The organism is Pseudomonas sp., from assembly GCF_033723075.1.
Classification (GTDB): Bacteria; Pseudomonadota; Gammaproteobacteria; order Pseudomonadales; family Pseudomonadaceae; genus Aquipseudomonas.
On sequence record NZ_JAWVXU010000012.1, the window covers coordinates 137,376 to 158,139 of the forward strand.

The following is a 20,764-nucleotide window of genomic DNA, read 5'->3' on the forward strand; positions in this document are numbered from 1 at the left end:
CTGCCCGGAGATTTCCCTATCACCGGATTGAGGACGGACTGGAACACACAATAAAAACAAATAGAGGAAGTCCCCATGCAGCACGCAACACGATATTTACTGGCCGGCCTGCTCAGCAGTTCGGTGACTGTCCTGGCCCAGGCCGCCAGCCCCATGACCCTGGAAGAGCGCATGATCGCGCTGGAAGCCAGAGCCAGCGCCGCTGAAGTTCGTGCGGCCGCCGCCGAACGGCAAGCCCAGGCCATCGCCCTGGAGTTGCAGCAGCTCAAGGGTGGCAGCCCCGATCTTCCCGCCTCGGCGCAGGCAACGACCACGACTCCCGTCCTGGATGCCCGCCTGGCAAAAGTCGAAGCCCGCCAGGAGGCCCTGGAAGAGCTCGGCCGCAGCGAGCGGCAGAACCCCAGCAAACTCACCAACGGCTTCAACTTCAATGGCTACGCCCGCTCCGGGCTGCTGGTCGGCGAAGGGCTGAGCGGCGGACGTGGTGGCCCTTATGTTACGCCGGCCGGTTCGGTTGGCGGCGCCGTCGGGCGGCTCGGCAACGAAGACGACACCTATATGCGTATCGACCTGTCGAAAGAGCAGCATGCCGAGAACGGTACCCGTTCCAAGGTCACCGTTTCGATTGCCGACGGGGTGGAAACCTCCAACGACTGGACGGCTGACGAGAGCAGTCTGAACGTGCGCCAGGTCTACGCCGAACTCGATCATATAGCGGCGTTCAAGGGCAACCCAGTGCTGGAAAACGCCAGCCTCTGGGCGGGCAAGCGCTATGATCGGGATACCTTCGACATCCACTGGCTGGACTCGGATGTGGTCTATCTGGCCGGTACCGGTGGCGGTATCTACGACCTGCAGTTCGGCGACAACTGGCGTTCCAACTTCTCCCTGATGGGCCGCGATTACGGCGACTTCAGCGCCAGTGGCGGTGACGCCGACGTGGAAAGCTACATCCTCACGTCCAACCAGTTCTTCGCCGACGACAGCTGGCAGTGGATGGTCAATGCCATCGGCTCGAACAAGAACGATACCCGCACTAATGCCGCCGGGCTGACCCCCGCCGACTCCGGTGTGCAGAGCATGCTGGCCCATCACCAGAAGGGCTTCTTCGGTCGCGAGGGTTTCTTCAAGACGGCGCTGCTCTACGGCCAGGGCCTCGGTGCAGAGGTCAAGAACCTGGGCTCGGATGGCGAGCTGCTCGACGACGCCAAGGCCTTGCGTCTGGCGCTCTATGGCCAGACGCCACTGGCCCGTGGCTGGCGTATCGCCCCCAGCCTGCTGGCCGAGCAGAGCCAGGACAGGTACGTGGGCGGCGACGATTACCGCTGGATGACCCTCAATCTGCGCCTGGCCAAGGAAGTCAGCAGCAACTTCGAGATGGTCTACGAAATGAGCTGGCAGACCATGGACCTCGACCCCAAAGGCTATCAGCAGCGCAATGCGGTCGATGGCAGCTTCTGGAAACTGACCGTGGCGCCGACGTTCAAACCCGACATGGGCGGCTTCTTCACCCGCCCCGAGCTGCGCGTGTTCGCCAGCCTGATGGACTGGTCGGCGGATCTGGATGACTTCAGCAACACCGACGCCTTCGGCGAGGATGGCTTCCAGGCCGGCGGTCTCTGGCAGTTCGGCGTGCAGATGGAAACCTGGTTCTAACATTCACACCCGTGGCGCCACGGACGGCGGCAAAGCTTCAGGCGCTGCGCCCTGGCCGAGCGCAGCAGTTTTCCAGTGGTCATGTGCTCGTTAACTGTTGCATGCATGGGTAGGGTGCGCCGTGCGCACCAGTGTAGGTCTGGGGCCGGGCGTACGCGGGTAGGTTGGCGCTGAGCGCAGCGAAGCCCAACAGGCAGTGGCATGTCTCGTTGGGCTTCGTCGCTTTGCTCCTCAGGCTACGCCCCGACCCAACGGCTGATCGCCTTGCAACACGCAATGGGGACATAGCCTTTTCAATGACCTGTCGATGTGGAGACACCCCATGTATCTGCTATGTGGCGAAGCCCTGTTCGATTTCTTCAGCCTGGAACCCGGCGCGCGCAGCAGCGAGCTGGACTTCAAGGCGCTGGCCGGCGGTTCGCCGTTCAACGTCGCGGTCGGCCTGCGCCGCCTCGGCAGCGATGCGGCGCTGTTCACCGGTATCTCCAGCGATTACCTCGGCGCCCGCCTGCGCCGGGTCTTGGCCGAGGAGGGAGTGTGCGGCGATTACCTGATCGCCAGCTCTGCGCCGACCACCCTGGCCATGGTCGGCGTCGATGCCCAGGGTTCGCCGCAGTATTCGTTCCGCGGCGCGGGCTGCGCCGACCGCCAGCTGCGCCGCGAGAATCTGCCGCAGCTGAACGAGCGGGTGCGTGGCCTGCATGTCGGCTCCTACTCGCTGGTGGTCACTCCGGTCGCCGACACCCTGTTCGAGCTGGTCGGCCGCGAATGCGACCAGCGCCTGATCAGCCTCGACCCCAACGTGCGGCTCAACGTCGAGCCGGATATCGCCCTCTGGCTCCGGCGTATCGAGGCCTTCGCCGCCCACGCCCACCTGATCAAGGTCAGCGAGGAGGACCTGAGCCTGCTCTACCCCGACCAAGATCCGCAGGCGGTGGCCCAGCGTTGGCTCGGCCAGCGCTGCCAGCTGGTGTGCCTGACCCATGGCGGCGACGGTGCCAGCGTGCACAGCCGCGCCCATGGCCACTGGTCGGTGCCGGCTGTTGCGGTGCAGACCCGCGACACGGTCGGTGCCGGCGATACCTTCCAGGCCGCCTTGCTCGCCTATCTGGCCCGTCACGGCCTGGACAGCCCGTCGGGGCTGGCCGGGATTTCCCGCGAACAGCTCGACGCCATGCTCAGGCTGGCGGTCGGGGCCGCGGCGCTGACCTGTTCGCGGGTCGGCCCGGACCTGCCGTATTGGCACGAACTGGCCGCACTGTGAATTACCCAGCCGCCTCTCCCTTATCCGCAGGAGCCGATATGCCGCATTCTTCCTCTTCATCAGACGTCACCCGCCTGGCCAGTTGGCAGGCCCTCGTCGCGCACCGCGACCAGCTCGATGGCTTCTCGCTGCGCCAGGCCTTCGCCGCGGATCCGCAGCGCTTCGCCAAGTTCTCGCTGAACGACTGCGGGCTGTTTCTCGACTACTCGAAGAACCTGATCGACACGCGAACCCGTGAACTGCTGGTCGGCCTGGCCAGGGAGGCGGGCCTGCCGCAGGCGATCGAGGGGTTGTTCGACGGTGCCCTGGTCAATGGCTCGGAACAGCGCCCGGCGCTGCACACCGCCTTGCGTCGGCCGATCGGCGATCGGGTATTGGTCGACGGCATCGACGTGATGCCCGAGGTGCAGCGCGTGCTCAACCGCATGAGCGAGCTGGTCGGCAAGGTGCACAACGGCCTGTGGCGCGGCTACACGGAAAAGCCGATCACCGACGTGGTGAATATCGGCATCGGCGGCTCCTTCCTCGGCCCGCAGCTGGTCTCCGAGGCGTTGCTGCCGTTTGCCCAGCGCGGCGTGCGCTGCCATTACCTGGCCAATATCGACGGCAGCTCGTTCCACGAGCTGGCCGCCAAGCTGCACGCCGAAACCACCCTGTTCATCGTCTCGTCGAAGACCTTCAACACCCTGGAAACCCTGAAGAACGCCCAGGCCGCGCGCAGCTGGTACCTGGCCCAGGGCGGCAGCGAGGGCGAGCTGCACCGGCACTTTATGGCTGTATCGAGCAACCGTAAGGCGGCCATGGCCTTCGGCATCCGCGAAGAAAACATCCTGCCGATGTGGGACTGGGTCGGCGGGCGCTACTCGCTGTGGTCGGCCATCGGTTTGCCGATCGCCATGTCGATCGGCATCTCCAACTTCAAGGAGCTGCTGGCCGGCGCCTACCGCATGGACCAGCACTTCCAGAGCGCGCCCTTCGAACGCAACATGCCGGTGCTGCTGGCCTTGCTGGGTATCTGGTACGGCAATTTCTGGGGTGCGCAGAGCCACGCGATCCTGCCCTACGACCATTACCTGAGGAACATCACCAAGCACCTGCAGCAGCTGGACATGGAGTCCAACGGCAAGCGCGTGCGCCAGGACGGCAGCGCGGTGAGCACGGCCAGCGGGCCAGTGATCTGGGGCGGCGTGGGCTGCAACGGCCAGCACGCCTATCACCAGTTGCTGCACCAGGGCACCGCGCTGATCCCGGCGGATTTCATCGTGCCGGTGAGCAGCTACAACCCGGTCGCCGACCACCACCAGTGGCTGTTCGCCAACTGCCTGTCGCAGAGCCAGGCGCTGATGCTCGGCAAGTCCCGCGACGAAGCCGAGGCCGAGCTGCGCAGCCAGGGCCTCGACGAAGACGAGGTGCGGCGCCTGGCGCCGCACAAGGTGATCCCCGGCAACCGGCCGAGCAACACCCTGGTGCTCGAGCGGGTCAGCCCGGGCCGCCTGGGCGCCCTGATCGCCCTGTACGAGCACAAGGTATTCGCCCAGAGCGCGATCTGGGGCACCAACGCCTTCGATCAGTGGGGCGTGGAGCTGGGCAAGCAGCTGGGCCAGGGCGTGTATGCACGCCTGGTCGGCAGCGAGCAAGACGCTGCCGAGGACGGCTCGACCCAGGGCCTGATCGACTTCTTCCGCGGCCGTCATCGCGGCTGATCGGGCAGCGGCGCCTTCGGCAGTGCGCAGCATGGCTCGAACTTCGGCGTACAGGTCGAATACTGGTGGTGATCTCCAGGTAGCACAGGCGCGGCGACAACCCGGCCAGGGGCTGCTGCAGAGCAACCCCTGGCCGAATTGTTTCTGCCGTCCGCGCGTTGGCTGACGCAACTGGAACGCCAATTGCTGCTGATCGACAGGTGATCAATCAGGCGACGATTGGCTGGGTTCGTGGTGACCCAGCGTACGCGTCGAGTGTCCAGTAAAGGTGCGCAATCACTGCCTCGGGACATTGGCTGAGCCAGAAGGATGCGCAAACCCGCAGATTTTTTCGAGGTCGGCCCTATGGACAAGCAAGAGCAGCAGAACAGCCGCGTGGTGGAAAGCGCCGAGGACGCGCTGCGGCATATCGTCGAAGGTTTCCAGCGCTTTCGGCAGGAAGTGTTTCCGCAGCAACAGGCGTTGTTCAAGAAGCTCGCCCATGAGCAGACGCCACGGGCGATGATCATCACCTGCGCCGATTCGCGCATCGTTCCCGAGCTGATCACCCAGAGCGATCCCGGCGACCTGTTCGTCACCCGCAACGTCGGCAACGTGGTGCCGCCCTACGGGCAGATGATGGGCGGGGTGTCCACCGCCATCGAATACGCGGTGATGGCGCTCGGCGTGCACCACATCATCATCTGCGGGCATTCCGACTGTGGTGCGATGAAGGCGGTGCTCAACCCCGAAGAACTGGAGCGCATGCCGACGGTAAAAGCCTGGCTGCGCCATGCCGAAGTGGCCAAGATCGTGGTGGCGGACAATTGCGGCTGCGCCGACCACAACACCCTGGGCATCCTCACCGAGGAAAACGTGGTGGCCCAACTCGACCACCTGCGCACCCACCCCTCGGTGGCCTCGCGCCTGGCCAGTGGTCAGCTGTTCATCCACGGCTGGGTGTACGACATCGAGACCAGCGAGATCAAAGCCTATGACGCCGAGAAAGGCGAGTTCCGCCTGATTGGCGACGGCCCGCTGCCGATGGCCACGCCGCGGCCACGCTATTTGCAGGTCTGAAATCCGGCAGCTGCTTCAGGCGCCTGTTCGGATAGCGCAATTGGCCGCCAACACCAGGCTGGGCCGCTGAGCAACGAAGCCCAACAGAATCAGCTCGTTGGGCGTTATCAGGCTCAGCTTGCCGCGCGCGATTCATCCAGCTGCAGTTCTACCCCCAGTTGGCCCGACAGGCAGGGCCAGCGCTTCCAGGCGGCTTCGGTGTGCGGGTCGCTCAAGCGCTCGCGATAGGCGCGCACGGAGGCATGGTCGAAGCTGGCCTCGTCGAGCATGCCATCCACCGCGTGATGCACCGCTTCGTCCAGCTGATTGGCGAAGGGTTCGCCGATCAGCTGGTGGGCGATCAGGTTGGCCACCGTGGTGTCCAGGGGAATCAACGGCTGGCCAAGATGCTTGATGTAGCGGTCGTTGACCTCCTCGACCAGGCGGTGGGCCAGGTAGGCTTCGTCGAGCAGGCCATCTAGGCCGTCATGTCCGGCTATCAGCGCAGGCGGCTGCAGGAAAAACTGCTCGGCGACTTTCAGCACCGGCTTGATCTGCTCCTCTATACCGGCTTCGCGTGCGACCTCATTGGCCGCTTCCAGTACGTCGGGTACCTGTTCGATATAGGCGCTGACAAAGCGCGTGAGCACCCCGAGGGTGTCAGTGTCGGGCAGACGGATGGAGGGATGCAGGCGCTCCAGTTGTGTATCCAGTTGCGCAGAAAGTTGCTTGCTGATGGCTTCGTGCTGGTGGGCGCGCTGAATCAGTTCGCGCAATGCGGGGGTATTCATGACTGCTCCTGAAATGAGGACATGGAGGTGAACCATAGCTGGCTGGAGGCGTCTGCTCAGACGCGATTGTCATAATTTTTTCATACTTATGCGAGTGCGCTATAACGCCGGAGCTGCGATTCTGTCTGGTCCACAGCTGGCGCGGCGTTTAGCACAAGCCTTGCGCGGCTTTGGTCATTTTCGTTTTGACGTTGCCAGGTCGAAGTCGCCGTCTATACTCGAGTTCGAAAGACAGTACCTGATAACACCGGACGGGCTTCGGCACGGAGAGGCATCGACAGTTGTTGCCAGTTGTCATGGCGCTCGATCCTTTTGCTGCATGCTCCGCCGGCGGGATAACAAGAACGATAAGGGGAACCCGCAATGATGCGACATCCACGCGTTTGGATGAGCCTCCTGCTGTGCTTGGCATTCAGCTCGGCTCACGCCAGCTGGACGGTCAACATGGCGCCCGGAGCTACTGAGGTCAGTCGCTCGGTGTTTGACCTGCACATGACCATTTTCTGGATCTGCGTCGTGATCGGCGTGGTGGTGTTCGGCGCGATGTTCTGGTCGATGCTGGTCCACCGCCGCTCGACCGGGCATCAGCCTGCGCACTTCCACGAAAGCACCACGGTGGAGATCCTCTGGACCGTGGTGCCGCTGGTGATTCTGGTGCTGATGGCCATCCCGGCGACCAAGACCCTGATCGAAATCTACGACAACACTGAATCCGAACTGGACATCCAGATCACCGGTTACCAGTGGAAGTGGCACTACAAGTACCTGGGCCAGGACGTCGAGTTCTTCAGCAACCTGACCACGCCGCAAGACCAGATCAACAACCTGGCCGTCAAAGGCGAGCATTACCTGCTGGAGGTCGATGAGCCGCTGGTGGTGCCGGTTGGCACCAAGGTGCGCTTCCTGATCACCGCCGCCGATGTGATCCACTCCTGGTGGGTGCCGGCCCTGGCGGTGAAGAAGGACGCCATTCCCGGCTTCATCAACGAGTCCTGGACCCGTATCGACGAGCCCGGCATCTATCGCGGCCAGTGCACCGAGCTGTGCGGCAAGGATCATGGCTTCATGCCGGTGGTGGTCGAGGCCAAGTCGAAAGAAGACTTCGCGGTCTGGCTGACCGAGCGCAAACAGCTGGCTGCTGCCGAGAAGGAACTGACCAGCAAGGAATGGAGCATGGACGAGCTGATGGTGCGCGGGGAAAAGGCCTACAACACCGCCTGCGCCGCCTGCCACCAGCCTACCGGCGAAGGCTTGCCACCGATGTTCCCGGCGCTCAAGGGCTCCGCCATCGCCACCGGCCCGGCAGCAGACCATATGAATATCGTGGTCAACGGCAAGCCGGGCACCGCCATGGCCGCCTTCGGCAAGCAACTGTCGGAAGTCGACATTGCCGCGATCATCACCTACGAACGCAACGCCTGGGGCAACAAGGTGGGTGACATGGTCACACCACAAGACGTTCTCGCGTTCAAACAGGCTCAGGAGTAAGGACATGAGTGCAGTGATCGACCACGGTCATACTGACCACCACCATGGCCCGGCCAAGGGCCTGATGCGCTGGGTACTGACTACCAACCACAAAGACATCGGCACCATGTACCTGTGGTTCAGCTTCGCCATGTTCCTTCTTGGCGGCACCATGGCCATGGTGATCCGTGCCGAACTGTTCCAGCCGGGCCTGCAGATTGTGCAGCCGGAGTTCTTCAACCAGATGACCACCATGCACGGCCTGATCATGGTCTTCGGCGCGGTGATGCCGGCCTTCGTCGGCCTGGCCAACTGGATGATTCCGCTGATGGTCGGCGCGCCGGACATGGCCCTGCCGCGGATGAACAACTTCAGCTTCTGGCTGCTGCCGGCGGCGTTCAGCATGTTGGTCAGCACCCTGTTCATGGAAGGCGGCGGACCCAACTTCGGCTGGACCTTCTACGCCCCGCTGTCCACCACCTACGCGCCGGAAAGCGTGACCTTCTTTATCTTCGCCGTGCATCTGATGGGTATCAGTTCGATCATGGGCGCGATCAACGTGGTCGCCACCATTCTCAACCTGCGCGCCCCGGGCATGACCCTGATGAAGATGCCGCTGTTCGTCTGGACCTGGCTGATCACCGCCTTCCTGCTGATCGCGGTGATGCCGGTACTGGCTGGCTGCGTGACCATGATGCTGATGGACATCCACTTCGGCACCAGCTTCTTCAGTGCTGCCGGTGGTGGTGATCCGGTGCTGTTCCAGCACGTGTTCTGGTTCTTCGGCCACCCCGAGGTGTACATCATGATCCTGCCGGCATTCGGCGCGGTCAGTGCGATCATCCCGGCCTTCGCGCGCAAGCCGCTGTTCGGCTACACCTCGATGGTCTATGCCACGGCCTCGATCGCCTTCCTGTCGTTCATCGTCTGGGCGCACCACATGTTCACCGTCGGCATTCCGCTGACCGGCGAGCTGTTCTTCATGTACGCCACCATGCTGATCGCCGTGCCCACCGGGGTGAAGGTGTTCAACTGGGCCAGCACCATGTGGCAGGGCTCGATGACCTTCGAGACGCCGATGCTGTTCTCGGTGGCCTTCGTCATCCTGTTCACCATCGGCGGCTTCTCCGGCCTGATGCTGGCCATCGCCCCGGCGGACTTCCAGTACCACGACACCTACTTCGTGGTGGCACACTTCCACTACGTGCTGGTGCCGGGGGCGATCTTCGGCATCTTCGCCTCGGCCTACTACTGGCTGCCGAAGTGGACCGGGCACATGTACGACGAAACCCTCGGCAAGCTGCATTTCTGGATGAGCTTCGTCGGCATGAACATGGCGTTCTTCCCGATGCACTTCGTCGGCCTGGCCGGCATGCCGCGGCGCATCCCGGACTACAACATGATGTTCGCCAACTTCAATATGGTCTCGAGCATCGGCGCCTTCATGTTCGGCGCCACCCAGTTGCTGTTCCTGTTCATCGTCATCAAGTGCATCCGTGGCGGCAAACCGGCCGCGGCCAAGCCCTGGGACGGTGCCGAAGGGTTGGAGTGGACGATCCCGTCGCCGGCGCCGTACCACACCTTCCAGACTCCGCCGGACGTGAAGTGATGTGCACTTTTGTAGGAGCAAGCTTGCTCGCGATCCGGCGTCCCCTTCACGGACCGGGTCGTTCCCGTGGGGATGTGCTGGCATGAACGAAAGTCTGAGCACCCGTCGCCTGGTTATCCGCCTGTCATTGGTGGTGGTGGCGATGTTCGGCTTCGGTTTCGCCCTGGTGCCGATCTACGACGTGATGTGCCAGGCCTTCGGCATCAACGGCAAGACCGCCGGCGCCTATGAGGCCGGGGAACAGGGCGTGGACGCATCGCGCCAGGTGCGCGTGCAGTTTCTCGCCACCAACGCCGCCGATATGGTCTGGGAGTTCCGTCCGTTGGCCGATGAAGTGACGGTGCACCCGGGCGACAGCACGCAGATGGTGTTCGTCGCGCACAACCCCACGGCCAGGCCGATGACCGCTCAGGCGATTCCCAGCGTTGCCCCCTCCAAGGCGGCGGCGTATTTCCACAAGACCGAGTGTTTCTGCTTTACCCAGCAGGTTCTGCAGCCCGGCGAACGTATCGAAATGCCGGTGCGTTTCATCGTCGATCGCGATCTACCGGCAGATGTGCGCCACCTGACCCTGGCCTACACCCTGTTCGATATCACTGCGAGTAAACCGCCTGTAGCCCAGGTGGGCCAATAAGGAGAACAAAGATGGCAGCTCATGAGCAGTACTACGTTCCCGCCCAGAGCAAGTGGCCGATTATCGCCACCCTCGGCTTGCTGATCACGGTCGTCGGACTCGGCACCTGGTTCAACGACCTCAAGGCCGAGCGGGCCGACTCCAACGGTCCGCTGATCTTCTTCGTCGGCGGCCTGTTCCTCGCCTACATGCTGTTCGGCTGGTTCGGTACCGTGATCAAGGAAGGCCGTTCCGGCCTCTACAGCGCGCAGATGGACCTCTCGTTCCGCTGGGGCATGAGCTGGTTCATCTTCTCCGAGGTGATGTTCTTCGCCGCCTTCTTCGGCGTGCTGTTCTACGTGCGCACCTGGGCCGGGCCCTGGCTGGGCGGCGAAGGCGACAAGGGTATCGCCAACATGCTCTGGCCGGGCTTCGAGTACAGCTGGCCGCTGCTCAACACCCCGGATCCCAAGCTCTATCCGGCCCCCAGCGGGGTCATCAGCGCCTGGGGCTTGCCGTTGCTCAACACCGTGCTGCTGGTGAGTTCCAGCTTCACCCTGACCTTCGCCCACCACGCCCTGCGCAAGAACCAGCGCAAGCCGCTGACTCTCTGGCTGGCGCTGACCCTGATCCTCGGTGCGGCGTTCCTGGTGTTCCAGGCCGAAGAGTACATCCATGCCTACACCGAGCTGGGCCTGACCCTCGGCTCGGGCATCTATGGCGCGACCTTCTTCATGCTCACCGGCTTTCACGGCGCCCACGTCACCCTGGGGGCGATCATGCTGACGGTGATGCTGGTCCGCGTCATGCGTGGCCACTTCAGCCCCGAGCATCATTTCGGCTTCGAGGCGGCCGCCTGGTACTGGCACTTCGTCGATGTGGTGTGGATCGGCCTGTTCACTTTCGTTTATGTGCTCTGACATTCGCGGCAAAGCTACTTACCAGGTCACCTGAGGCACCAGTTGGCCGCTATAGAAGCCCCAGGCGATCAGGGCTACAGTCAGGGCAGTGAGCGTGACCCGAACGGTCAGGGAATTGACCACCCGGGAAGAGCGACCCTCGTCCTTGACCAGGAAGAACAGACCGCTGAACAAACTGACCACTGTGGCCAGTAACAAGAGGACGATTGCGATCTTGAGCATGCGTAACTCCGGGGGGAGAGGAATGTCCTGCAGATGCAGTATAACCAGCTTGGCCCGCGCTTCGGCGCGTGCGCGATGAACGCCTTTCGCCCCGGCTGGCTGCCCAGTCTGCTGGTGCTGATGCTGTTTCCCGCGCTGATCGGCCTGGGTTTCTGGCAGCTGGCACGCGCCGAAGAAAAGCGCGAATTGCTGGCGGCCCATCAGGCCCGGCAACTGGCCGCACCTATCGCTATCGCCGAGCTGGCAAACCTGGCGAATCCTGCCTATGTGCGGGTACAGCTGCAGGGCTACTTCGATGCGCGGCACAGTTTTCTGCTGGATAACCGCACCCGTGATGGCCAGGCGGGCATCGAAGTCCTGCAACCCTTCCATGACCAGGCCAGCGGTCTCTGGCTGTTGCTCAATCGCGGCTGGCTGCCCTGGCCGGATCGCCGGATAACCCCGACGTTCGCCACCCCCGACACGCCGCTACGGCTGCAGGCCACGGTGTACGTGCCCCTGGGCGACGGCCTGCAACTGCAGCAGGGACCGCAGAGCAGTACCTGGCCGCGTGTGATAGCCGCGGTCAAGCCGGACGAGCTCTGGCAGCAGCTGGGCCGCGCAGGTCTGAGTCATGAGTTGCGCCTGGAGCCCGGCCCCGCGTCTCTGCGGGTCGACTGGCCGGTGGTCGCCATGAGCCCGGACAAGCACCTGGGCTATGCTGTTCAATGGTTCGCTCTGGCAACGGCCTTGCTCGGCCTGTTCATCTATTTAGGTTTGCATAACGCGCGGGAGACTCGCCATGAACCCAGCCATCACTCTGCCTGAAGTGTCAGCCAGCCGCCGTCGCCGCGGGCGCCTGCAGCTGATCATGCTGCTCGCCGTGGTCATCGGCCCGATGATCCTGGCCAGCGCCATGTACCAGTGGCGCTTCTGGGTACCGGAAACCCGCAGCTACCACGGCGAGCTGATCGGCAACGGCCAGACCCGTGCGGATCTCGGCGTGAGCGGCGCGGCGGAGGTACGCTGGCAGCTGCTGGTGACAGTGCCGGGCGTCTGCGATGCAGATTGCAAGCAACTGGTGTTTCTCGCTCGGCAGATTCATATCGGCCTCAATCGTGATACCGCACGGGCCTCTCATGCCCTGGCCAGCACCCAGCCCCTGGCCGATGACTATGACGCGCTGTTGCATCGCGAGTTTCCGCAGTTGACCCGCTATCGACTGGAGCCCCAGGCCTATGCCGAAACCGCCGGCAAAGCCGAAGGGGCGCAACTCTGGATAGTCGATCCGCACGGCAATCTGGTGCTGCGCTACGACAGTGGCAGCAAGGGCAAGGCGATTCTCAACGACCTGCGGCATTTGCTGAAGATTTCCCAGATTGGCTGACGCGCAGGATGGGGTGCACTCATCCTGCGCCGGAACAAGGAGCTTCTCGATGGTTAAACCCGGTTACCGCCTTGCCTTGTTCGCCACCCTGCTGGCCGTGGTGGTGGTGCTGCTCGGTGCCTACACCCGGTTGACCCACGCGGGGCTGGGCTGCCCGGATTGGCCTGGCTGCTACGGTTTTCTCGCGGTGCCCATGAGCGAGCACCAGCAGGCGCTGGCCGAGGTGCGCTTCCCCGAGGCGCCGGTGGAGGTGGCCAAGGGTTGGTACGAGATGATCCACCGCTATTTTGCCGCTAGCCTCGGCCTGGTGATCCTGGCGCTGGCGGCGCAGGCGCTGCGCCGTCGCGGCGAGCCGGGGCAACCGTTGAAACTGCCGCTGTTGCTGCTCGGGCTGGTGATCCTGCAAGGGGCCTTCGGTATGTGGACGGTCACCCTGAAGCTCTGGCCGCAAGTGGTGACCGGCCATTTGCTCGGTGGTTTTGCCACCCTCAGCCTGCTGTTTCTCCTGTGCCTGCGCCTGTCCGGCGCAGCAGCGCCGCTGCCCGGGCTGTCCGCGCGCCTGCGCAGCCTGGCTGCGCTCGGCCTGCTGCTGGTGATCGGCCAGATCGCCCTCGGTGGCTGGGTCAGTAGCAACTATGCGGCGGTCGCCTGCGTGGATCTGCCGACCTGTCACGGCGAATGGTGGCCGGCGATGGATTTCGCCAACGGCTTTCACCTGACCCAGCATATCGGCCCGAATTACCTCGGCGGCCAGCTCGACAGCGACGCGCGCACGGCTATCCACATGACGCATCGCCTCGGCGCGCTGGTGCTGACCCTGGTGCTGCTGCTGCTGGCCTGGCAACTGCGTCGCGCCGGCTTGTCACGCCTGGCCGGCTTGCTCCTGCTGGCGCTCGGCGTGCAGGTCAGCCTGGGTATCAGCAACGTGGTTTTCCATCTGCCGCTGCTGGTGGCGGTAGCGCATAACGCCGGTGGTGCGCTATTGCTGCTGACGATGGTGTTGGTCAACTACCGAGTACGCTCCCCTGTGGTCGCGACCTCGAACTCGAAGACCGACACACCAATGGCTTCGCGGCCAAGGCGGATAACCGCCCGGTCGACCCCACAAGAGCATGGCAGCCTCGAGCTGCCCCGCCCATAACAACAAGGAGAGACCTCTATGGCTACTCTACTGCGCGAACAACAGGCTCACGCCAGATGGCGCGACTACCTGGAGCTGACCAAGCCCAAGGTGGTGGTGCTGATGCTGATCACCTCGCTGGTCGGCATGTTCCTCGCTACTCGCGCCGGCGTGCCCTGGACGGTGCTGGTGTTCGGCAACCTGGGCATCGGCTTGTGCGCCGGAGGCGCGGCGGCGGTCAACCATGTGGTGGACAGGCGCATCGACTCGATCATGGCGCGCACCCACAAGCGCCCGCTGGCCGAAGGCCGGGTCACCCCGCTGGCGGCGCTGAGCTTCGCCCTGCTGCTGTCGGTGGCCGGCCTCAGCCTGCTGCTGGCTTTCACCAACGAGTTGGCCGCCTGGCTGACCCTCGCCTCGCTGCTCGGCTATGCGGTGATCTATACCGGCTTTCTCAAGCGTGCCACGCCGCAGAACATCGTCATCGGCGGCTTGGCTGGCGCCGCTCCGCCGCTGCTCGGCTGGGTCGCGGTCACCGGAGAGCTGACCGCGGAGCCGTTGCTGCTGGTGCTGATCATCTTCGCCTGGACCCCGCCGCATTTCTGGGCCCTGGCCATTCACCGCAAGGCCGAGTACGCCAAGGCCAACATTCCGATGCTGCCGGTGACCCACGGCGAGCACTACACCAAGGTGCATATCCTGCTCTACACCGGCGCGCTGTTCGCTGTCAGCCTGTTGCCCTACGCCATCCACATGAGCGGTCTGCTCTACCTGGTTTGCGCCATCGGCCTGGGCGCGCGCTTTCTGCACTGGGCCTGGGTGCTGTACCGTGACAGCAAACCGCACGCGGCGATCAACACCTTCAAGTACAGTATCTGGTACCTGTTCCTGCTGTTTATCGCCCTGTTGGTCGACCATTACCTGCTGCTCAACCTGTAATCGTTGGTGTCATGACCCGTACCCAGATCACCGTTTTCGTTCTCGTAGCCATAGTCGCGCTGGTGCTCGGCCTGACCGTCAACAAAGTGCTCAATAGCAAAGGGCAGAGCGACCCGACCGCGCTGCTCGATGCCGGCATCGTGCTGCTGCCGCAAAGCCGTACGCTGCCGGAGCTGAGTCTGATCGACCAGGACGGTCAGACGGTCGCGGTCAATCAGCTCAAGGAGCAGTGGAGCCTGCTGTTTTTCGGCTACACCTTCTGCCCGGACATCTGCCCCGCCACCCTCGCCCAACTGCGCCAGCTGCAAGGTCAGCTACCGGAGCAAGTCCGCGCCAACCTGCGGGTGGTGCTGGTCAGCGTCGACCCCAACCGCGACACCCCGGAGCAGTTGAAGAAATACCTGGCCTACTTCGATTCCGGCTTCATCGGCCTGACCGGTGAGGAAGCCACCCTGCAGAAGTTCGCCAATGCGGTGAGCATTCCCTATATCCCGGCCGATACCAGCAAGGAAAACTACACCGTCGATCATAGCGGCAACCTGGTGATCATCGGTCCGGACGGCACCCAACGTGGCTTCATCCGTGCGCCGTTGAACAACGCCAAACTCGCCGTCCAGTTGCCGGGGTTGATTCAGCCGGTAAATTGATCTGATGGGTTGTCGCCTGCGCGACCCGACCCACGTGGCTCGGTCTGCTAGCGTTCGCCGGCAAAACTGCGCAACAGTGCCGCCGGTGTGCTGCGGTTCAGTTGCCAGAGCGGCCAGGCGGCGGCCAGCAGGGTGGCCAGCAGCGCCAGGCCGAGCAGCTGCAGGAGCTGGCCGGGGAATACCTGCAGCGGCAGGCGCCAGCCGAAGGCCTGCACGTTGATCACCGCGACCAGGCACCAGGCCAGCAACAGGCCCAGCGGCAGCGCCAGGAGCAGGGTGAGCACGGCCAGCATCAGGGTCTGGCCGAGGCTGAGCCAGGCCAGGCGCGTGCGGCTGACGCCCAGCGCCCAGAGCGGTGCCAGCTGGCTCAGGCGGGTCTGGCCGAGGGTCAGCAAACTGATCAGCAGCGCCACCGCGGCCACGCCCAGGGTCAGGCTGTTGAGTGCGGCGGTGGCGGCGAAGGTGCGCTCGAATACCCGGCCCGACCAGGCCTTGAGCGCGGCCTGATCGATCACCCGGCTGTCGTCCAGGGTAAATTCTTCCTGCAGCGCCTGGATCAGCGCCGGCACCTCTGCGGCCGGCAGGCGCAGGCTGAAACTGCGCGGCGCCAGTCCCGGCCAGTGGCGCTGCAGGCCCGCCGCCTCGACCAGCAGATGGCCCTTGGGATTGCCATAGTCGGCATAGATGCCGAGCACCTCCAGCTCCCAGACGCCACTCGGCGTCGGCAGGCGCAGGCGCTCGCCCAGATGCAGGTCGAGGCGCCGCGCCAGTTGTTCGCTGAGCATCAAGCCCTGCTGCCGCTCCAGGCGCTGCCAGGCCTCGGCACTGGCGCTCAGCAGCGGCCAGTGCTCGCGGTAATGCGCCTGCGTGCGGATGCCGGTCAGTTGTGCCGGCCAGCCCTGCAGTTGCAGCTCGACCCGCCAGCTCGGCAGCAGCGCGCGCACCTGCTCCTGCCCGCTCAACCAGGCCTCAAGGGCGGCGGCCTGGCTGGCGTCGGTCGGGTTCAGGTAGAGCTCGGCAGCCAGGCGCTGGTCGAGCCAGCCACTGAAGGTCTGGCGAAAGCCTGCGGTCATGCTGCCGACCCCGACGTTCGCCGCCAGCGCCAGCAGCAGGGCCATCAACGCCAACGCCAGGCCCGGCAGTTGCTGGCGGCTGTCGGCGACGAACCACTGCGCCAGTGACGTACGGCAGTGCGGCAGCAGCGCCTCGAGCAGCAGGTTCAGGCTCACCGGCAACGCCAGGGCCGCGCCCAGCAGCAGGGCGGCGAGCAGGATGAAGCCGGCCGCCAGACTGTCACCGAACAGCAGCGCGAGCAGCGCCACGCCGCCGAGCAGCGCCGCCAACCAGCCCTGACGGCGCAGCCAGCGCGCCTGGGCCTGCTGCCAGGCCTCGGGCTGCGCCAGGGCCAACAGCGGCAGACGCGCGGCGCGCAGCAGGCTGCCGGCACCGGCCAGCAAGGCACCGAGCAGGCAGACCAGCAGGCCGCCCAGCCACCAGTGCGGCGCCAGGCTGAGCCGCCCGGCCACCTCGGCGCCATACAGGCTGCGCAAGCTGGCGGCGACATCCGGCAGCAGCCAGGCCGCCAGGGCATGGCCGCTGAGTAACCCGGCGACGCCGCCGAGCAGTGCCAGCGCGCCGAGCTCCACGACCAGGGCAACCAGCAGGCCACGCAGGCTCACCCCGCAGGTACGCAGGTTGCGCAGCAGCACGCGGCGCTGCTCCAGGGCCAGACCGATGGCGGCGTGGACGATGAACAGGCCGACGACGAAGGCCAGCAGACCGAGGGCGCCGAGGTTGAGGTGGAAGCTGTCGGTGAGCTCGGCCAGATCGGCCCCCGCGTCGCCGCGCTGCAACACCAGCTGTGCGGCCAGCGCTGGTGGCAAAGGCGGCGCGGCGCGGGCGAACGCGGCCGGTAGCAGCAACCGCGAGATCTGCCCGGGGGCGTCGAGCAGGCGCTGGGCCACGCCGATGTCCACCAGCAGCACCCCGGGCGCCAGCTGCGGCCACACCGCCAGTTGCGGCAGGCGCTGGCCGGACGCGCTGAGCGGCTGCGCACCGGCTTGCAGACCAAGTTCGGCCAGGGTATCGGCGGCGATCCAGCTGCGTCCGGGCCGCCCGAGAAACGCCGTCAGGTCGAGGCGTTCGGGGGTTTGCTCGGCCAGCGCGCCGCCGCTAGGCAGGGTCAAAGGCTCGATGCCGATCAATTGCAGGCGCCGCTCGCGCTGCCCGTGCAGGTGCAGGCGCCCTTGCAGCAGCGGCGAGACCGGCCAGCCGGCGCGGCGCAACTCGACGAAATGCTGCTGGGTAAACCAGCCGCCATCGCGGGCGGCCAGGCTGTAGTGCTCGGCGCCGCCGAGCAGCTGACTGGCGCGGGCATAGCTGTCGCGAGCCTGGCTGTTCAGCGCCTGCACCCCGGCCCACAGGCTGGTGGCCAGCCACAGGCCGGCCAGTACGCTGAATAACTGCAGCGGATGGCGCCGCCAGTGGCTGATCAGGGCCCTCAGGGTCCAATACAGGCGGCGCATCTCAGGTCGCCTCCAGCAGACGCCCGCCCTGCAGATACAGGCAACGTTGCAGACGGGCCGCCAGGCTGGCGCTGTGGGTGACCATCAGCAGGCAGGTCGTACTGCCGGCGAGCAGCTCCAGGAGCCGCGTCAGTACCTCGTCGGCGCTGCGCTCGTCCAGGCTGCCGGTGGGCTCGTCGGCCAGCAGCAGTGGCGGTCTCACCGCCAGCGCCCGGCCCAGCGCAACCCGCTGCTGCTGGCCGACCGAGAGCTGTTCGGGGTAGCGCCCGAGCAGGGCCGCCAGGCCGAGATGCTCGACCAGTTCGGCCTGCCAGTGCGGATCATGCCGGCCAGCCAGGCGAGCCTGGAAGGCCAGGTTGTCGGCGACGCGCAGGCTGGCGATCAGGTTGAACTGCTGGAATACCAGGGCGATACGGTTGCGCCGCCAGGCCGCCAGTTGCCCCTCATGCAGGTCGTCCAGCACGCGGCCGTCGACCTCGATACGCCCGGCGTCGGCCCGATCCAGCCCGGCCACCAGGTGCAGCAGGGTGCTCTTGCCGCTGCCGGACTCGCCCATCAGGGCCAGGCTCTGACCCGTCGCCAGTTCCAGGTCGATGCCGCGCAACACCGACAGCGCCCCCTGCGGCGTCGCATAGCTCTTGCACAAACCCTGAACTTTCAGCATCTGTCTGCCACCTGAGCGCGGGAGGATGGTGCTGCCAGGGAGCCCCAGGACCCGACCGGACAAGGGCGACTCGTCTCAGTAAAGCAAAGTAACCGTCACCTGCAGGGATCGTCGTCGCCATTCGGCACTGCCGTCGCTGCCGGCTGCCGGCCGGGATCCTCGGTGCATTCCGGGCTCGTCGCTTCGGCACGCGGGGTATCGGCGTTCGGCTCACTCAGCGCCAACAGGCGCTCCACCTCCTCGCGGCTGCTCTGCAGGCTGGTGCTGGTCGAGTCGAGCCGGCCCCGGGCAGCCAGCGCACTGGCCGCACGCAGGTAGGCTTTCAGGCGCTTGGCCAGATCGATTGGCAGACGCAGGCCCTGCTTGCTGCTCATGCTGTCCCTCTCGCGATACGGACGGATTTCCACGACGCTGTACGCCAAGCCACGCAACGAACCTGCTCGCCGCATGAAGCAAGTCCGGATTTCCCGCCTGCGCATGCTCGTCTACGAGCACGCATGCAGATGGCGAACTGGGCTTGGGCTATACGCCAGACTCACCGCATCTGACACCCTCGGCGGCTGCATCTTGCTCCAACCTAAAGGCCCGGCGGCCAATCGACGTTGACCTACATCAAAGCATGCCGCGGATTAGCCGATCATCCAGTCCAGCGCCTCGATATCGAGCGAATCACTTCAAACCCAGGCGCCGAGCCAGGCGCATCAGGTTGGCGCGATCGACCCCCAGTTCCCGGGCGGTGTCGGCCCATTTGTGCTGGTGACGCTGCAGGGCCGCGTCGATCAGCTGCTTCTGGTAGGCATCCACGGCCTCGCGCAGCGGCACGCCGCCAGCGGCTTCGGGCAGCACCAGCGGCGGCGGCTCGCCGGCGCTGTCGCGCTGGGGCAGGTCCAATGCCTGGCTGTCGATGCTGAGGATGCGCGGCCGCTCGGCGCAGGCCGACAGGGCCTTGAGCGCGGCACGGCCGATCAGGTGCTCGAGTTCGCGCACGTTGCCCGGCCAGTCGTGGGCCAGCAGGGCCTTTTGCGCATCACTGGTCAGGCGCAGGCTGCGCAGCCCCAGGCGCGAGCGATTCTCCTCGAGGAAGTAACCGGCCAGCAGCAGGACGTCGCGGCCGCGCTCGCGCAGCGCCGGGACTTTCAGCGGGTACACGCTCAGGCGATGATAGAGGTCGGCGCGAAAGCGCCCGGCGCGCACCTCTTCGGCGAGGTCGCGGTTGCTCGCCGCCAGCACCCGCACATTGACCCGGTGCTCGCGATCCGAGCCGACCCGCTGCAACTGCCCACTCTGCAGCACCCGCAGCAGCTTGGCCTGCACCACCACCGGCAGCTCGCCGACCTCATCGAGAAACAGGGTGCCGCCGTCGGCCAGTTCGAACTTGCCGCTGCGCTCGTTGACCGCGCCGGAGAAGGCGCCCCGCACGTGGCCGAACAACTCGCTCTCGACCAGGGTCTCGGGCAACGCCGCACAGTTGAGGCTGATCAGCGGCCGCCTGGCCCGCGCCGACGCGGCATGGATGGCCTCGGCCACCAGTTCCTTGCCGACCCCGGTTTCCCCGCTGATCAACACCGTCAGCTCGCTGTCGCCGACCAGCGCGATTTCCTCCTGCAGGCGTTTGTGCAGCGGGCTCTGGCCGATCAGTTCGCGTGGCCGATGCTGGTCGGCCGCCTGCTTGTAGACCTCGGCCAGCCGATGCTCGTCCTCGACCCGGCGCAGCAACTGGGCGATGCGCTCATTGGCCATCACGGTGGCGGCGGCCAGGCTGGCGAACGCGGCCAGGGTGTCCAGGTCGACGCAACCGAAGCGGGCCGGGTCCAGCGAGTCGAGGGTCAGCAGGCCCCACAACTGGTCCTGCAGGTACAGCGGACAGCCCAGGCAGTCATGCACCTCGAGGTGGCCGCGATGGCCTTCGACCAGGCCGTCGTAGGGATCCGGCAGGCCGCAGTCCATGGCGAAGCGGGTCGGCCCCCGCTGCGCCAGTAACGCCTGCAGGCGCGGATGCTCGGCGAGTTTGAAGCGCCGGCCCAGGGTGTCGGCGCTCAGACCGTCGACCGCCAGGGGCACCAGTACCTCGCCCTCGAGCCTGAGCAAGGCCACCGCATCGCATGGCAACAGCTCGCGCAGAGCCAGCAACAGCCGCCGGTAACGCTCGGCCTCGGGCAGTTCGCGGGAAAGATCGGCAACCAGCGGGATCAATGCCGTCAGCAACGGGCTTGCTGTCAT

19 protein-coding genes are annotated in these 20,764 nt (G+C 65.3%); 13 read left to right on the forward strand and 6 right to left on the reverse strand.

The features are described from left to right. Positions 1-75 precede the first annotated feature (75 nt). The 4 genes from R3355_RS15660 to R3355_RS15675 all read left to right on the forward strand — a co-directional run bounded on the left by R3355_RS15660 (position 76) and on the right by R3355_RS15675 (position 5,682). Positions 76-1,656, forward strand: a complete 1,581-nt coding sequence (locus R3355_RS15660) for a carbohydrate porin (RefSeq protein ID WP_318962011.1) — start codon at positions 76-78, stop codon at positions 1,654-1,656. 322 nt (positions 1,657-1,978) lie between these two features. Beyond that, on the forward strand, positions 1,979-2,920 hold the full coding sequence (locus R3355_RS15665; protein WP_318962012.1) for a carbohydrate kinase: 942 nt from the start codon (positions 1,979-1,981) through the stop codon (positions 2,918-2,920). A 38-nt stretch (positions 2,921-2,958) separates the two neighbouring features. After that, positions 2,959-4,623 (forward strand): glucose-6-phosphate isomerase, encoded by a 1,665-nt coding sequence (pgi, locus tag R3355_RS15670; protein ID WP_318962013.1) that lies wholly within the window; start codon positions 2,959-2,961, stop codon positions 4,621-4,623. Between the two features lie 345 nt (positions 4,624-4,968). Then, complete coding sequence (locus R3355_RS15675; protein WP_318951138.1) at positions 4,969-5,682, forward strand: carbonic anhydrase; 714 nt, start codon at positions 4,969-4,971, stop codon at positions 5,680-5,682. Positions 5,683-5,795: 113 nt separating this feature from the next. On the opposite strand, the gene R3355_RS15680 is transcribed toward R3355_RS15675, so the two are convergent. After that, positions 5,796-6,452, reverse strand: coding sequence for a hypothetical protein (locus tag R3355_RS15680; RefSeq protein WP_318962014.1), 657 nt, complete (start codon positions 6,450-6,452; stop codon positions 5,796-5,798). A gap of 363 nt (positions 6,453-6,815) precedes the next feature. Here R3355_RS15680 and coxB point away from each other — a divergent pair, with 363 nt between their 5' ends. The 4 genes from coxB to R3355_RS15700 all read left to right on the forward strand — a co-directional run bounded on the left by coxB (position 6,816) and on the right by R3355_RS15700 (position 11,061). Next, positions 6,816-7,940, forward strand: coding sequence for a cytochrome c oxidase subunit II (gene coxB / locus R3355_RS15685; RefSeq protein WP_318962015.1), 1,125 nt, complete (start codon positions 6,816-6,818; stop codon positions 7,938-7,940). Between the two features lie 4 nt (positions 7,941-7,944). Then, positions 7,945-9,528: a cytochrome c oxidase subunit I gene (gene ctaD / locus R3355_RS15690; protein WP_318962016.1), complete on the forward strand. Its 1,584-nt coding sequence runs from the start codon at positions 7,945-7,947 to the stop codon at positions 9,526-9,528. A gap of 82 nt (positions 9,529-9,610) precedes the next feature. After that, complete coding sequence (locus R3355_RS15695; RefSeq protein WP_318962017.1) at positions 9,611-10,162, forward strand: cytochrome c oxidase assembly protein; 552 nt, start codon at positions 9,611-9,613, stop codon at positions 10,160-10,162. A gap of 11 nt (positions 10,163-10,173) precedes the next feature. Continuing rightward, positions 10,174-11,061 carry a cytochrome c oxidase subunit 3 gene (locus R3355_RS15700; RefSeq protein ID WP_318962018.1) on the forward strand — a complete coding sequence of 296 codons (888 nt, stop codon included), beginning with the start codon at positions 10,174-10,176 and terminating at the stop codon, positions 11,059-11,061. 18 nt (positions 11,062-11,079) lie between these two features. On the opposite strand, the gene R3355_RS15705 is transcribed toward R3355_RS15700, so the two are convergent. Beyond that, positions 11,080-11,283, reverse strand: a complete 204-nt coding sequence (locus R3355_RS15705; protein ID WP_318947569.1) for a twin transmembrane helix small protein — start codon at positions 11,281-11,283, stop codon at positions 11,080-11,082. A gap of 75 nt (positions 11,284-11,358) precedes the next feature. Between R3355_RS15705 and R3355_RS15710 the strand changes: the two genes are divergently transcribed. The 5 genes from R3355_RS15710 to R3355_RS15730 are packed head-to-tail and all read left to right on the forward strand — an operon-like array spanning position 11,359 to position 15,355. Beyond that, positions 11,359-12,090 carry an SURF1 family protein gene (locus R3355_RS15710; RefSeq protein ID WP_318962037.1) on the forward strand — a complete coding sequence of 244 codons (732 nt, stop codon included), beginning with the start codon at positions 11,359-11,361 and terminating at the stop codon, positions 12,088-12,090. Further along, on the forward strand, positions 12,065-12,649 hold the full coding sequence (locus R3355_RS15715) for a hypothetical protein (RefSeq protein WP_318962019.1): 585 nt from the start codon (positions 12,065-12,067) through the stop codon (positions 12,647-12,649). The genes R3355_RS15710 and R3355_RS15715 overlap by 26 nt, the downstream gene beginning before the upstream one ends. Positions 12,650-12,698: 49 nt before the next feature. Beyond that, the gene (locus tag R3355_RS15720; protein WP_318962020.1) at positions 12,699-13,790 is read left to right on the forward strand and encodes a COX15/CtaA family protein; all 1,092 of its coding nucleotides are present in this window, start codon (positions 12,699-12,701) and stop codon (positions 13,788-13,790) included. An 18-nt stretch (positions 13,791-13,808) separates the two neighbouring features. Further along, a complete protein-coding gene (gene cyoE, locus R3355_RS15725; protein WP_318962021.1) occupies positions 13,809-14,708 on the forward strand; it encodes a heme o synthase in 900 nt (299 codons plus the stop codon). A gap of 11 nt (positions 14,709-14,719) precedes the next feature. Further along, entirely contained in the window at positions 14,720-15,355 is a 636-nt protein-coding gene (locus tag R3355_RS15730; RefSeq protein WP_318962022.1) for an SCO family protein, read from the forward strand. Positions 15,356-15,402: 47 nt separating this feature from the next. Here R3355_RS15730 and R3355_RS15735 read toward each other — a convergent pair whose 3' ends face one another. From R3355_RS15735 to norR, 4 genes are all read right to left on the reverse strand, one after another. Further along, positions 15,403-17,880, reverse strand: a complete 2,478-nt coding sequence (locus R3355_RS15735) for an FtsX-like permease family protein (RefSeq protein ID WP_318962023.1) — start codon at positions 17,878-17,880, stop codon at positions 15,403-15,405. A 1-nt stretch (position 17,881) separates the two neighbouring features. Further along, positions 17,882-18,544, reverse strand: coding sequence for an ABC transporter ATP-binding protein (locus R3355_RS15740; protein ID WP_318962024.1), 663 nt, complete (start codon positions 18,542-18,544; stop codon positions 17,882-17,884). A gap of 95 nt (positions 18,545-18,639) precedes the next feature. Further along, the gene (locus R3355_RS15745; protein WP_318962025.1) at positions 18,640-18,918 is read right to left on the reverse strand and encodes a hypothetical protein; all 279 of its coding nucleotides are present in this window, start codon (positions 18,916-18,918) and stop codon (positions 18,640-18,642) included. Between the two features lie 295 nt (positions 18,919-19,213). Continuing rightward, positions 19,214-20,764, reverse strand: coding sequence for a nitric oxide reductase transcriptional regulator NorR (gene norR, locus R3355_RS15750; protein WP_318962026.1), 1,551 nt, complete (start codon positions 20,762-20,764; stop codon positions 19,214-19,216).

Coding starts and splice junctions, on each gene's coding strand:
- ctaD (WP_318962016.1), top strand. CDS start 7,945: ATGAGTGCAGTGATCGACCACGGTCATACTGACCACCACCATGGCCCG.
- R3355_RS15745 (WP_318962025.1), bottom strand. CDS start 18,918: ATGAGCAGCAAGCAGGGCCTGCGTCTGCCAATCGATCTGGCCAAGCGC.
- R3355_RS15740 (WP_318962024.1), bottom strand. CDS start 18,544: ATGCTGAAAGTTCAGGGTTTGTGCAAGAGCTATGCGACGCCGCAGGGG.
- R3355_RS15720 (WP_318962020.1), top strand. CDS start 12,699: ATGGTTAAACCCGGTTACCGCCTTGCCTTGTTCGCCACCCTGCTGGCC.
- R3355_RS15710 (WP_318962037.1), top strand. CDS start 11,359: ATGAACGCCTTTCGCCCCGGCTGGCTGCCCAGTCTGCTGGTGCTGATG.
- R3355_RS15675 (WP_318951138.1), top strand. CDS start 4,969: ATGGACAAGCAAGAGCAGCAGAACAGCCGCGTGGTGGAAAGCGCCGAG.
- R3355_RS15665 (WP_318962012.1), top strand. CDS start 1,979: ATGTATCTGCTATGTGGCGAAGCCCTGTTCGATTTCTTCAGCCTGGAA.
- R3355_RS15680 (WP_318962014.1), bottom strand. CDS start 6,452: ATGAATACCCCCGCATTGCGCGAACTGATTCAGCGCGCCCACCAGCAC.
- R3355_RS15695 (WP_318962017.1), top strand. CDS start 9,611: ATGAACGAAAGTCTGAGCACCCGTCGCCTGGTTATCCGCCTGTCATTG.
- norR (WP_318962026.1), bottom strand. CDS start 20,764: ATGACAGCAAGCCCGTTGCTGACGGCATTGATCCCGCTGGTTGCCGAT.
- R3355_RS15700 (WP_318962018.1), top strand. CDS start 10,174: ATGGCAGCTCATGAGCAGTACTACGTTCCCGCCCAGAGCAAGTGGCCG.
- coxB (WP_318962015.1), top strand. CDS start 6,816: ATGATGCGACATCCACGCGTTTGGATGAGCCTCCTGCTGTGCTTGGCA.
- pgi (WP_318962013.1), top strand. CDS start 2,959: ATGCCGCATTCTTCCTCTTCATCAGACGTCACCCGCCTGGCCAGTTGG.
- R3355_RS15705 (WP_318947569.1), bottom strand. CDS start 11,283: ATGCTCAAGATCGCAATCGTCCTCTTGTTACTGGCCACAGTGGTCAGT.
- R3355_RS15660 (WP_318962011.1), top strand. CDS start 76: ATGCAGCACGCAACACGATATTTACTGGCCGGCCTGCTCAGCAGTTCG.
- cyoE (WP_318962021.1), top strand. CDS start 13,809: ATGGCTACTCTACTGCGCGAACAACAGGCTCACGCCAGATGGCGCGAC.
- R3355_RS15715 (WP_318962019.1), top strand. CDS start 12,065: ATGAACCCAGCCATCACTCTGCCTGAAGTGTCAGCCAGCCGCCGTCGC.
- R3355_RS15735 (WP_318962023.1), bottom strand. CDS start 17,880: ATGCGCCGCCTGTATTGGACCCTGAGGGCCCTGATCAGCCACTGGCGG.
- R3355_RS15730 (WP_318962022.1), top strand. CDS start 14,720: ATGACCCGTACCCAGATCACCGTTTTCGTTCTCGTAGCCATAGTCGCG.